Source organism: Streptomyces sp. MBT53 (genome assembly GCF_016654115.1).
GTDB lineage: Bacteria > Actinomycetota > Actinomycetes > Streptomycetales > Streptomycetaceae > Streptomyces.
Window position 1 is genome coordinate 16,248 of the sequence record NZ_JAEQAZ010000113.1, and the last position, 12,417, is coordinate 28,664.

Here is a 12,417-nt window from a genome sequence, read left to right on the forward strand (position 1 = left end):
CATGTCAACCACGGAACAGTCTGCCCGCCTGTACGGCGGGTGGCGCCGGTCCCGCTCCCTCGGGATCGGCCTGCTCAACGGCAAACAAACCCTTGTTGTCGTCTTGAGCATCCTCGTGCCCATCTTCTTCGCCAACGTCGCGGGACTGCGCACCCTCCTGGTGTCGGTGCCGCTCGCCCTGGTGGTCATCGTGCTGGCCTGCTGGCAGCGGCACGGAATGCCGCTGCTGGACCTGGCCGTGGGCCGGGTGCGCTGGCAGTTGGCGGCCTGGCGGGGAGAGACCAGCTACCGGGGTCTGTACCTGCCCCACCCCAAGGTCCTCGACCTGCCCGGCGTGCTCGCCCCGACCAAGCTCCTGCGAGTGGAGGACTCCAGCGCAGGGCGGGCCGGCCTGGTGTGGAACCAGTCCACCGGCCAGATGGCGTCAACGCTGCTGCTGTCGCCGGGCGGTGCCCTGCTGGCCAACCGTCAGCAGGTGAACGCCAACGTGACGAGCTGGGGGAACACGCTCGCCTCGCTCGCCAATGAGGACAGCGTGGACGCGGCCACGGTCACACTCCAGATCACCCCGGCGTCCGGCGCGGCCCTGGGCGATCACGTGCGGGGGCGGCTCGACGACAGGGCCCCGGACCTGGCCAAGGCGACGGTGAACGAACTCGTCAAGACCTCACCGCGTGCCAGTGCCTCGCTCATGGCCTGGCTCACCCTCGTGACCTCGCCAAGCCGGGCGGTCGACCGCCCCGACTCCCCGGAAGAAGCAGCGGCCGAGGCACTGCGGCGCCTCGATGGCGTCGACCTGTCCGGAGTTGGGGCGGACGTGCTCCGGCGGGCCACGGACACGGACATCATCCGCCTCGTCCGGGGTGCCTTCCGTCCCGAGGACGCGGACGCCTCGGACAAGGATTGGGAAGATCTGACCTGGGATGAGGCGGGGCCGTCGGCCGCCGAGGAAGGATGGACCGACTACCGCCACGACGGCGCCATGTCCGTCTCGTGGGTGCTGCGGGAGGCTCCCCGCAAGCCGGTGACGTACGACGTGCTGTTGCCGCTCATGGCGCCGGGCCGCTTCGTGCGGCGGATCACCATCGGGTACCGCATCCTGCCGACCGAGGAAGCGGCCGCCGTGGTGGAACGCGAGCTGAACGCCTCCGACGCCCGGGAGGAGTGGCGCCGTCGTTCACAGCGCAGCACCACCCGCCGCGAGCGGGCCGACGCGGCGGCCGCCGACCGTACCGCGGAAGAGGAAGCGTACGGCGCCGGCCTCGCTCAGTGGACGATCTACATCACCACCACCGTGACCAACCCGGCAGACCTCACCGCCGCTACGCGGGAAGTTGAGCAGATCGCGAAGCGAGCCGGCGGCCTGCGCTTCCGGTACGCCTACGGCGGCCAGTCCGCCGCGTTCGTGGCGGGCCTGCCGGTCGGCGTGCACCCGCTCGCCTGACGTGACCTCAGAAAGGAACTGATGAGAAGGCGAAAGAACCGCCAGGCGCAGGACGCACAGCGGTCCCGGCTTTATGAGGAAGCCGGGACCGCCGGGGCGGAGCCTACCGCGTGGCGGCTGAACGGAAAGGTGGTGGCTCCGCGCCGAGGCTGGCGCGGGGCCGGGTCCGGGCGCAGTCCGCACACCGACCGCGGCGCGGTCTACCTCGGCAGCACAACCCAGGTCGGCGGGCTGTACCCCTTCGTCCTGGGGGCTCCGCTGCCTCCCGAGGGCGTGCCGGTCGGCGTCGACCTCCTCACCCGCGAGATGGTGTGCTTCGACCCTCAGGGCTGGGTGGGGCGCCTCGTCCAGAACCCGGGCGTGTGGATCATGGCTCAGCCTGGCGCCGGGAAGTCCGCGATCACCAAACGGATTTCGCTGGTGTACTCCTCGTACGGCTCCATGATCGTGGTCCCCGGCGACGTCAAGGGCGAGTACGCGCCCCTGGTGCGGGGGCTCGGCGGCCAGGTCGTCCGCATCGGCCGCGGCCTCGACCGTCTCAACCCGCTGGACTCCGGGCCCCTGCGGCGCCGGCTGCACACGATGCCTGAAGACCGGCAAAGGGTCCTGCTGGCGGAGATCAACGGACGGCGCTCGGACCTGCTCCACGCCCTTCTCGCCACCCCGCACGGCCTCGGCCGGCGGGCCACGGCCCCTGAGGCCAACGTGGTGGCGGCCGCCGTGGAACGGGTGTCCGAGGCACTGACCGATGACCCGGTGATCCCGGACGTGGTGCGGGTCCTGCGGGAGGGCCCGAAAGAGCTGTGGAACAAGCTCCTCGTGGACAACGTGGACGACTACCGGACGTTGGTCCGAGAGGTCACGTTGGCGCTGGAGAACCTGTGCCAGGGGCCTTTGGCCGGCCTCTTCGACGGCCCGACGACACAGCCCCTCGACCTCGACGCCCCGGCCCTGAGCGTGGACCTGTCCGCGCTCCTGACGGCCGGTGATCAGGTGGTGGCCTCCGGTCTGCTGGCCACCTGGTCCTACGCGTACGGCTCGATCGACTCGGCCAGGGCGCTGGGGATGATGGACCGCCCGTTGGTGCTGCCGCTCGATGAGATGTGGCGCGCTCTGCGGGCCGGGCCGGGGATGGTGGAGGCCATGGACGGCATGACCCGTCTCAACCGGTCCAAGGGTGAGGTGACGATCTTCGTCACGCACTCGTTGCGCGACCCCGAGTCGCTGCCCTCGCCGGAGGATCGGGCCAAGGCACTGGGCCTGATGGACCGGTGCGACTCGCTCATTCTGGGCGCGCTGTCGGCGGGCGAGCTGGAGCGCGTCAACGCCCAACGGCCGCTCACCTCCGAGGAACAGAGCCTCGTTGCCTCCTGGTCCGCGCCGAGCATCACGGGCGTGGACGGCACGAACCAACGCCACCCGGGGCGCGGCAAGTACCTGATCAAGATCGGCACCCGGGCCGGTGCCCCGGCCCGCCTCGACCTGACCGAGGCGGAAACCAAGCTGTACGACACGGATGCGGCGATGCGGCGGAAGGTGAGCGAGTGAACGACAACGGCGCAGGGTCCGGGGGCGGCATTGCCGCCCCTGCGGCCATTCTGGGCGTGATCTTCGGCGGGGGAGCGCTGTACCTGGCCGGAAGCCTCGGCGGAACCCTCGGCGTCGCCCTCGTCGGCGGCGGCTGGGCCTGGCCGGACACGTCGGTGAAGTCGGTGTTCCGCCTCCTGGGCCACGGCCCGGGTGCCCTGTGGCCGGGGCACGCGACGGCCGCCACGGTCGGCCTGGTCGTGCTCCTGGTCCTGGTGCTCGCCCTCCTCGGCGTGGGCGCCTGGTACGTCTGGCGTCGGTGGTTCTCCCACCGCCCCGGCCTGGCCGGTCTGCGGGAGATGGCGCCGCTGTCGCCCAAGGCGATGACGGTGAAGGCGCGCGAGCTGCGGCCCTCGCTGGAGAAGCTGGAGGCGCCGGCACTGCCGGACGACACGGGGGTGTTGCTGGGCAACCTCGACCAGCCGCACGGCCCCGAACTCCGGGCGTCGTGGGAAGACGTGATCCTGGCAATCATGGCGCCGCGCTCGGGCAAGTCCACCGCGCTGGCGATCCCGGCCGTCCAACGGGCCCCGGGCGCCGTCCTGTTCACCTCGAACAAGATCGGAGAGCGGGAGGTCTACAACGTCACCAAGGCCGAGCGGGAGAAGGTGGGGACGGTCTGGACGATCGACCCACAGGGCATCACGCACGCGGACCGCTCGCTGTGGTGGAACATGCTCGCGGGCGCCCGCACCATCGAGGGTGCCGGCCGTCTCGCCTCGCACTTCATCGCGGCGACCACGGATGAGAAAAGCCGCGGTGACTTCTGGATGGGCGCCGCAAAGAACCTGCTGACGGCGCTGTTCCACGCCGCTGCTGTCTCGGACGGCTCGGTGGCGGACGTGCTGGCCTGGCTGTCCACACCCTCGGACCGAGGGCCGGTGAACGCCCTCAAGGCGGCCCGCAAAGAGGCGCTGGCCCAACAGCTCGCCTCCACCGTGGCGGGCGCGTCGGACACCCGGGACGGCATCTATGAGACGGCCCGCCAGTGCGTCGCCTGCCTCCTCGACCCCGAGACCCTGGCGTGGGTCACCCCCGACCCCCGGGCGAAAGAGTTCCGGCCGGCGGACTTCGTACGCACCCGGGACACCCTCTATCTGCTGTCCAAGGACGGCGGCGGATCGGCGGCCGGCGTCATCGCGGCGGCCGCCGATGCCGTGCTCCGGGCCGCGATGGCGGCCGCCGAGCGGGCCGGGGGCCGCCTCGACGCCCCGTTGGTCGCGGTGCTCGATGAGGCCGCGAACGTGTGCCGGATCGAAGATCTGCCCGACCTGTACTCGCACCTCGGCTCCCGTGGCGTCGTCCCCATGACCATCCTTCAGAGCTACCGCCAGGGCGTCCGGGTGTGGGGGGAGGCGGGCATGGATGCGCTGTGGTCGGCCGCCACGGTCAAGGCCCTGGGCTCCGGCCTGGACGATGCGGACTTCGCCGAGGACGTGAGCCGGCTCGTGGGTGATCACAAGGTCCACGAATCCTCGGTGAGTCACGGCTCGACGGGCCGCAGCGTCAGCACCTCGCGCCGCCGCGAGCGGGTCATGGAAGCTGCCGAGATCCGGGCGCTGCCCAAGGGCCGGGCCCTGCTGCTGGCCACGGGCGTACGGGTCGGCATGATCCGGCTGCGGCCCTGGTACCTGGAGCCGGGCGCGGCCGAGCGGACGGCGGCCGCCAGGGCAGAAACCCGGCGGATCGCTGAGCGGGCCTCTCGGAAGGTGATCGAAGCATGAGTGAGGACACTCCAACCCTCGACGGCATCGCCGAGGACGTGGAAGACCTGCGGGCCATCGTCAACGGCTTCGCCTCTCAGCTGGAGCACAACACCAACGCGGTGACCCAACTCGCCGCCGCTGCCCCCAGCAAGGGGGAGGGGGAGGGCGGCCAGGACGGCGGCAAGGAGAAGGAGAAGAAGCCCAAGACTCCGCCGTTCATCTTGCGGCTGTCGGGTGAGGAGTACGCCACCGAGTTGGCCGCCCTCGCGGACTGGGTGGCCAACCTCCTGGTGCCCACGTACCTCAGTGAGGTGTCCTCGTCGGCGACCTGGTGCGCGAGCTGGTGGGCGCACCCGGCGGCGGTCGCCCGGCTTCACGCCGTGTGGCTGGCCTGGCAGGAACTCACCGATCCGGAGACGTGCGGCCGTACCGGTCCGTCCGTCTGGCACCGTGACCACCTGGACCCGATGGTGGCCCAGCTCCGGGACGCGTCCGGGCCGTTCGGGGGCTGCATGACCAACCCGGACCGCTCGCAGCACACCGACCTGCCGTCGCCTCCGGTGCTCCCGCTGCCGGGCCGTACGACGGCCGCCGAGGCGGTGCCGGAACCGGTGACCACCTAGATTTAGCGTGTACACGCCAAGGGCCGGAGGGGAATCCCCTCCGGCCCTTGGCGTGTGCGGGTTTCTACTGGACGATGCGGCGCGGCGGTGAAGCGGCCGCTGTCGGCGTCTGGCCGCGACCTTGCCCGCTCGCCCCGGGCCCGGCCTGTCGTCCTCCCCGAGCGGCCGCCGGCACGGTGGTGGATGTCGCCGTGGCCGCTGCGGCGCGGGCCTCGATGTCGGCCGTGGTGGCCTCGTGGGCGGCTACTCCGTCCAACCCTGCGGCGTCGCTCCACTCGGCACCGGCGGTGCCGAGGTCGCCCCGAGCGTCGGCCTCGCCGGCACGTCCTCGGGCGGCGTCGGCGTCGCCGAGGGCGGCATCCGCGCGGGCCGTGTGGTCGGCGCTGCTGCGGCCGAGCGCGGCCGCCAGGCGCAGGGCCTGCGGGTCGTCCGTGCCGCTGTCTCCAGCCGGACCGGTGGGACGGTGCTGGGGCTTGCGGGCGGGCTCCGGGTCGCTGGCGGGCTGAGGGGTGCGTGACTGCTGATCCATCGTCGTTTCTCCTCCTCGGGCTGAGTTAGCGCGTGTGGCCCCGGGCCTGTGTGGGGGCCGGAGCCGGGGTCGTCGTGGACGCCTGCGGGCCAGGTGCCGGGCTGGCTCCGGGGGTCGCCGTGGTGGACTGGGCGTTGGCTGCTGCGGCGCGGGGTGGAGCTGCTGCCGGGGCCACGCTCGTGGCGGCGCTCGTCGTCGTGGCCGGGGTCGCCTGGGTGGCGGCCGAGGCGCTGTTGGCGGGTGCCGGCGCCGTGGTGGCACGGGCCGGGGCGGGCGTCTTCGCCTGCTCGTTGAGCAATCCGCGGGCGGCCTCGGCCGGGCTGAGGCTGATCCCGGCATCGGCGGCCTGCTTCATCCGCAGGGGCACCCCCGCCAGGGCCTCGCGCGGATCGTGCCCGGCTTCCTGGAGCGTCTTCATCTGTGCGGCGATGCCCGGCCACTCGCGGGAAGTGACCAGTTGGCCCAACACGTGCTCGTCGGCCATGGCCTCCCGCGCCATGACCACGGCCCGGGTGTTTTCCTGCGGGCTGACCCCGTGCTTGACGAGATCCTTTTCCCGGCCGTCAAGGCCGGATTCCTCGCCTCGGCCGGTGACCTTCTTGAACCACTCCTTGACGGCCTCGACAACCTTCTTCACCCACTCCACGAACCGCTCGACCATGCCGGGGTCGTCGCGCTCGGGGCTCTTGTCGTCGGACGGGGCGGCGAACGGATTGTGGGGCGTGGTGGCCGTGGCCGAGGCGGTGACGCCGGGCGTCGGCGAGCCGGCGCGCATGTCGGCGTCAATGCGTGCGATCACGGGCGTGGCGTCGGCAAGGAACTGGCCCACGTCCACCCCGGCGTTCTCCAGTCGCCGGAGTTCGTCCGCGACCTGGGGCCACTGCGGCGCGGTCACCATGGCCTCGGCCACGGCGGGCGGCTCCACGGTGTCCCGGACCATCTGGGCGTACCGGTCCCGGTCCGGATCGCGGGCTGGCTCCTGGGCGGGGTCGGATGTACCGGAGGTGTCGGGCTCGGCGGCGGGGGCCGGGGCGGCGGCCGCGCGGGCCGCCTCGCGCTCCTGGTGCTCGCGGAGGGCCTGGGCCGCCATGACGAGTACCTGAAGGGCCATGGCGGCCGTCTGCCCGGTGTGGCTGGCGGCTCGCTCCATCGCCATGCTGTCGCTCATCGGATGCCCTTGTTCTGCGTCGTCATGATGTCCTCGTTTCGCGTCGCTGTCGTATCTATGAAGCTAGCTTCCGGGCGTCCTCGGAACGCGGCCTTTTCCGCTGCTGGGACTGCCCTACGGTCTCGCGCTCTACCTCCCTCTCCCGCGCTGCTGGCTGCGGCGCTGTGCCGCCTCCTGGGCGGCCCGCTCGGCCGCTGTGCGCTCGCCCGGCCTGGTCGGTGTGGTCGGCGTGGGGGCCGGCCTCTTTCCTGCGGTGCGGGCGAGTGCGGTGGGCTGTTCGGCACGGCGCAACCGGCCTTGCACCCGCCAGGTGAGTACCTGCGCCACGCTGTCGGCGTCGCCTAGGTCTCGGGCTCCGGCAACTTCGGCCAGTAGCTCCGCCGGTCGGTGTCCCTGGGCGGTCGCCTTGACGAGATAGGCGGCCAGGATCGCCGAGGCAGGGTCGGCGAGCACTGCCGAGGCGTGCGCGGGGACGGCCAGGCGTACAACCTCGCCGAGGGTCGGCGCGTCGGGGCCGCCGAGGGGAGTGGATTCGGCTGCTGGTCCTCGACCCACTACGGGCGGCGGTGCGGTCAGCGTGGTGGGGGCTTCGTCGCCTTCCTCGTCGTCCAGCTTCTTCGACGGTGGGGGCGTGCGGGCCTCCCCGGTGGCGCCGGTCGCGTCAGTGGGTGCGGCTGCTGTCCGGGGGGCGGGTTCCGGGGTCTGGGTGGAGTTGCTACGGGTGTCGCTGTCCATCCGTCGTTGCAGTCGCCACACCAGCACCTCGGCCGTGCTCTCGGCGTCGCCGAATCCGCGGAGTGCCGTCACCTCGGCGAGCACGCGGGCCGGGCTGTATCCCGCGTTCTCCGCCTGCCGGAGTGTCGCGGCCAGGGCTGGCCATGCGGCCTCGCCGAGGACGGTTTCCGCGAGGTGCGGGATCGCCTCACGTACGACGGGCGCGTATGCCTCTACAAGGGCGGGGCCGCCGGGCTGCATGGTCGTGCGCTGCCAGGTGGTCCGGCGTCCTCGTCCGTCGCGGGTGCCGGCGCTCGCGCCGTGGGCCACTTCGGTGGCGGCCCGCAAGTGGGTTCCGGCCTGGGCGGCCGCGCGCTCCTGTGCCGCGTGCCGGGCGGCCTGGTGCCACTTCATCGCGGCGGCGACGGCCAGGGCGGCGGCAACCAAAACCGCGATGGCGGCGGCGGCCTCGCCTCCGCCTGCGACGACGGCGGCCCCCATGCCGAGTAGCTGAGTGGCTGCCCGCAGATGGGCGTTTGCCTGGCTGTCCATGCGTCGGCTGGTCGGGGCGCGTCCGGCCCGCTCGAATGCGCGGGCTGCGTCCCGTAGCTCGTCCCGGACCGCTGCGGGGGCCTGGGCGGCGTAGGTCGTCAGGAAGTCGGCCAGGGCGACCATCTCCCCGGCGCCGGCCTCGTTGCCTGCCTGGCCGAGGACGGCGGCGGCCTGGTGCACGTGCTCGGCGGCAAGCTGCCACGCGGCTGCCCGGCTATTGATCTGTCCGGCGGCGGCGACCATGGCCAAGGGCGGTGCTCCGGTCCAACGTTCACGGACGCGCGGAAGCGACAGATCGGGGGCGAGTCGGCTGCCCGAAAACCACACGGCGCGGCCTCCGGCGGTACGGTCGCCGGGAAGCGCAACCGAGTAGCCGGTGACGTTTCCGTCCGGTGCGGTGCGGGTCTTGAGCCGGAGTCCTGCACGCTCGATGGCCGCGAAGAATTCAGCATCGGATCGGGCGCCGGCTGCGGCTGCACGTACCTTCTCTTGCAGTGTCACCCTGGGCGGCTCCGCGCGGCCCTTGCGCTTGCCCTTCTCCAGTTCGGCGGTCGTCGGCCACTGCTTCGCGGTCTTGTCTCCGCTCGTCAGTCGCCGGAGTCCATATCGGATCTCCAGCTCACGCGCGCGCTCCTGCATCTTCACCATGTCCCGTCGCACGTCGGGTACCCGGCCGTCCTGCCGGGCGAGAGTCGCCACGATGTGAATATGGTCGTCAGCGTGCCGCACGGCCACCCATCGGGCGCCCATCGGATCGCCCTTCTTGGCGACACCCGAAGCGTCCATAATCTCGCGCGCAACGTCCCCCCACTCCTCATCCGTCAACATTCGGTCACCCGGGTCTAGGCGCACCGGGACGTGATAGACGTGCTGATCTGGCGCCTTGCCTTCGAGTCCGAAAACCGGAGCGTCAAGCAACATGGCCAGACTGGGGATCGTGGCTCCGGAACTCCGTGCCGGGTCCAATACTCCGCCACCCCATGCGGCGACCATGTGGGGGTCGGTGTGCTCGTTCGCTCGACCCGGCCCGTACAGGTAGTACAGCAAACCGGCGGTGCGGGCGCCGGGCTTCGCCTTCTTCGGGATCACGCCCGACCTTCCATCACGGCCATGGTGGCTTCGTCCAACCTCCGAATGGCCCGCTCCACCCGTTCCAGGACAGCGTCAATCCGTTCCGGGGTCTCCACACCTTCGGAGTTGAGAACACGCGTGATCTGGTTCAGGTTCGTGCCGATCCGGTCAACGGCCACCCGGGCATCGCCCAGCGTCCGCAACCGCTCCTTCCAGCCCACAGGCGCCGGGGAAACCTCTTCCTTGGCGACAGCGAGTGCGGCCCGCGCTGCGTACGCGGCAGGCTTAAGGCCGGCCACGGCCGCGGCCGTCTGGATGATGGCCAACTCTGTGTCGTTGTAGGCCAGGTTCACGCGGTACGTGCGCGGGTTGTCGGACCGTCGTTCACGGCGGCGGGCGCGTGGTGCTTCGCTGGTCATTTCCCCTGTTCCCGTTCGAGGGACAGCCCCAACCATCGGTCCGTGCCCGGACCGAAAAGGCAGCCCCGATGCGCCGAGCATAGCGAGGCAGGGGCCGCCGTGCCTGGTTATTGGAACAATAACCACTAACTTGCTCCGACGTAGTGGGCCGCTGGGGGCGGGTGCCGGGGTAGGGCGGCGCTGCGCCGGAGGTGCAGTAAGGGGGTTCGGGGGATGTGCCCCCGACACCTCGACTGCAAGTCGGCTGACGGCGGCACGCTCCCGTGTGCGCGGCGGCGGGCGGCCGCTACCATGGCGGGCATGACCACACCTTCCGACGACTCCACGTCGCCCATGCTCACCACGGCGGAAACCCTGCTCGCCTCACGCTTGGACCTGATCAAACCCTTGGCGGCCGCCAACGCTGAGCGCAAGCGCCTCCAAAAGCTGATCGACGACGCAGAGAAGGAGTACGGCGCTGCCTACTCGGCGGCGTCGGCTGCGGGATGGAGCACGGACGAACTCCGCCAGATGGGGGCCGATGAACCCACCCGCCGACCCCAGGGCCGGCCCAAGGGTTCCCGCACCCGCCGCACTCGCTCCGGTGCCGAGGGCGCCACCGAAACCCTTCCGGGTCCTTCGTCCTCGGCCTCATCCTGATCGTCTCTCCACCGCAGCCCCTCCGGCCCGCTTCACGGCGGTGCCGGAGGGGTTGCCATCAAACTAGGTAGTTACCAATGAATGCGGTCGCCAAAGTCAACACGCTCGTGTGGCTCCATCCCACACAGGCCGAGGGATTGGCTCGTCTCGCCGGGGAAAACGACTTCGCCGAGTGGAAGTGGCTTGCCGAGGAAAGGCAGCGTCTGGGCCTGCCGAAAAGTGAGCCGACTCCCGAAGCTGTTCGGGTGTCCCTGCTCATGCGGCGGCCTGACTGGTGGCCACGGATGGGACAGCTCACAGAGACGGCAATGCGGGCCCGGCTGGCGCGGCCGGACCTGGCCGGCCCGTGGCCCCCGTTCACTGCCGAGGAAGCACAGGCACAGCGACTGTCAGGGCGTAGGCCAGGCACTCCGAATGAACGCTTCGGCGCAAAGCTCATGCTGGATATCGCGGCCGACGTGGTCGACGCCGCGCGGCTCGCGGCTTGTCGCGTGAGCGAGCCGGCGGTGTTGGCTCTCCAGCGGGAAAATCTCATCGGGCTACGGCCTTCGCGGTCCAAGAAAGCACATGCTCGTAAGCTCGAACTACAAGGGCAGATCTACACCGTGGGCCGCATCGCACGCGAGTCCATCGCCACACTTCTGAGCGATGGATAAAACCGGGAGTCATGTGGATAAAGGGGAGCGCATTTAAACAAGGTAGTTAGAATGCATTCCGGCGCAGAAAGCCCAAATTCCTCGGCTCATGGCCGATTCCTTGTACTCGTTTATGGCACGTGGATACTGTGTAATATTCCCTGCAACGGAAATCGGAGAGGGGTTCTTAATGCCTGCGAAAGTGGCCAGTCGGCACACGACTTACGGGACGCATCGCGGCCTAACGGTGTACCGGTTCTGGGACCTTCCTCCGGGCCTGCTCACCCCTCGGCAACTCAAGCGGGAGGGCCTGGCCGTCGCGCCTCGGCAGCGTCCGAGGGCGTACGCGTACTGGCGGTACTACGGGCAGACGGGATACGCGCCTCTGTACCGCAAGCGGGGGGCCCGGCCTAAGCGGGTCGCCAGTGCCGCACAGCTCGCGGCGCTCGCTCGGGCCCGGTTCGTGCTGCACGCGTGGCGGTGCTTCGACTGCGGCGAGCTGGTGAACGAGGGCGGCCGGCCGGATCGTGGGGAGACCGGAACGTGTGCCCCGTGCCGCCAGTTCCGGGCCGAGGCGCGGGCCGCCGTGGATCTGCCGGCGCTCGCTCCGGTCCTGCGGGAAACCCTGCCCGGGGTACTGCCGACAACCCCTCTCGGTCCGCAGGAATGGGCGGCGGCCCTGCTCGACTCCGGGCCGGTCGTCGTGCTGGACACGGAGTCGACCGACCTTCACCGTTGGGTCCTCGAACTGGGCGTGTGCGATAGCGCCGGCGCCCCGGTGCTCTCTTCTCTAGTGAATCCGCGGGCGCCTCTCGCGCCCGGTGCGGTCAAGGTCCACGGCATCACGGCGGACACGCTGGCCGAGGCCGAGGCGCCGGTTTTCTCGGACGTGATGGACACCCTGGGGCAGACAATCCAGGGCCGTACGGTCGTGGTTTACAACCTCGGGTACGACTTGCACAGCATCGCCCGGGAGGTGCATCGGCACGCGCGTACGGTCGTCGGCCTGGTCGGGGTCGAGGCGGTGGAGTACACGCGGACGTGGCTCGGGCGGGCGCGCTGGGCGGACCTGATGCATCCCTACGCCGAGTGGTACGGGCAATGGCATCCGTACTGGCAGAGCTACACGTGGCAGACACTCCCGTACGGGGACCATCGGGCGCCCTCGGACGCGGCCGGCGCCGCGCGGCTGCTGCGCGAGCTGGCGGACGGCACGGCCCCTCGACTGCCTGAGGCGGAGCGCGGTCCTTGGTCGGATGACGACGGCTACGACGATTACGACCGGTACGACTACTGACGGGTTTTCCGTGCGGGTTGTGGGTGGTGGTGT

11 protein-coding genes are annotated in these 12,417 nt (G+C 70.8%); 7 read left to right on the forward strand and 4 right to left on the reverse strand.

The genetic code is table 11. The annotated features are described in order from the left end of the window. Window position 1 precedes the first annotated feature (1 nt). The 4 genes from JHN45_RS32975 (at window position 2) to JHN45_RS32990 (ending at window position 5,360) form a co-directional block, all read left to right on the forward strand. On the forward strand, window positions 2-1,444 hold the full coding sequence (locus JHN45_RS32975) for an SCO6880 family protein (protein ID WP_201052610.1): 1,443 nt from the start codon (window positions 2-4) through the stop codon (window positions 1,442-1,444). Window positions 1,445-1,576: 132 nt separating this feature from the next. Continuing rightward, complete coding sequence (locus JHN45_RS32980; protein WP_307783265.1) at window positions 1,577-2,992, forward strand: ATP-binding protein; 1,416 nt, start codon at window positions 1,577-1,579, stop codon at window positions 2,990-2,992. After that, window positions 2,989-4,755 carry a type IV secretory system conjugative DNA transfer family protein gene (locus JHN45_RS32985; RefSeq protein ID WP_201052614.1) on the forward strand — a complete coding sequence of 589 codons (1,767 nt, stop codon included), beginning with the start codon at window positions 2,989-2,991 and terminating at the stop codon, window positions 4,753-4,755. Before JHN45_RS32980 ends, JHN45_RS32985 begins: the two co-directional genes overlap by 4 nt. Continuing rightward, window positions 4,752-5,360: a DUF4913 domain-containing protein gene (locus tag JHN45_RS32990; protein ID WP_201052616.1), complete on the forward strand. Its 609-nt coding sequence runs from the start codon at window positions 4,752-4,754 to the stop codon at window positions 5,358-5,360. The genes JHN45_RS32985 and JHN45_RS32990 overlap by 4 nt, the downstream gene beginning before the upstream one ends. A 64-nt stretch (window positions 5,361-5,424) precedes the next feature. Here JHN45_RS32990 and JHN45_RS32995 read toward each other — a convergent pair whose 3' ends face one another. The 4 genes from JHN45_RS32995 to mobC form a co-directional block, all read right to left on the reverse strand. Continuing rightward, window positions 5,425-5,889 (reverse strand): hypothetical protein, encoded by a 465-nt coding sequence (locus JHN45_RS32995; RefSeq protein WP_201052623.1) that lies wholly within the window; start codon window positions 5,887-5,889, stop codon window positions 5,425-5,427. Window positions 5,890-5,914: 25 nt separating this feature from the next. After that, complete coding sequence (locus JHN45_RS33000; protein ID WP_201052625.1) at window positions 5,915-7,057, reverse strand: hypothetical protein; 1,143 nt, start codon at window positions 7,055-7,057, stop codon at window positions 5,915-5,917. A gap of 129 nt (window positions 7,058-7,186) precedes the next feature. Then, a complete protein-coding gene (locus JHN45_RS33005; protein ID WP_374195654.1) occupies window positions 7,187-9,316 on the reverse strand; it encodes a relaxase/mobilization nuclease domain-containing protein in 2,130 nt (709 codons plus the stop codon). A gap of 92 nt (window positions 9,317-9,408) precedes the next feature. Beyond that, window positions 9,409-9,813: a plasmid mobilization relaxosome protein MobC gene (gene mobC / locus JHN45_RS33010; RefSeq protein WP_201052635.1), complete on the reverse strand. Its 405-nt coding sequence runs from the start codon at window positions 9,811-9,813 to the stop codon at window positions 9,409-9,411. Between the two features lie 300 nt (window positions 9,814-10,113). Here mobC and JHN45_RS33015 point away from each other — a divergent pair, with 300 nt between their 5' ends. The 3 genes from JHN45_RS33015 (at window position 10,114) to JHN45_RS33025 (ending at window position 12,384) form a co-directional block, all read left to right on the forward strand. Beyond that, window positions 10,114-10,452 carry a hypothetical protein gene (locus JHN45_RS33015; RefSeq protein ID WP_201052637.1) on the forward strand — a complete coding sequence of 113 codons (339 nt, stop codon included), beginning with the start codon at window positions 10,114-10,116 and terminating at the stop codon, window positions 10,450-10,452. A 77-nt stretch (window positions 10,453-10,529) separates the two neighbouring features. Next, window positions 10,530-11,108 (forward strand): hypothetical protein, encoded by a 579-nt coding sequence (locus tag JHN45_RS33020; RefSeq protein WP_201052639.1) that lies wholly within the window; start codon window positions 10,530-10,532, stop codon window positions 11,106-11,108. 169 nt (window positions 11,109-11,277) lie between these two features. Next, complete coding sequence (locus tag JHN45_RS33025) at window positions 11,278-12,384, forward strand: 3'-5' exonuclease (RefSeq protein WP_201052641.1); 1,107 nt, start codon at window positions 11,278-11,280, stop codon at window positions 12,382-12,384. The last annotated feature ends 33 nt before the right edge of the window (window positions 12,385-12,417 follow it).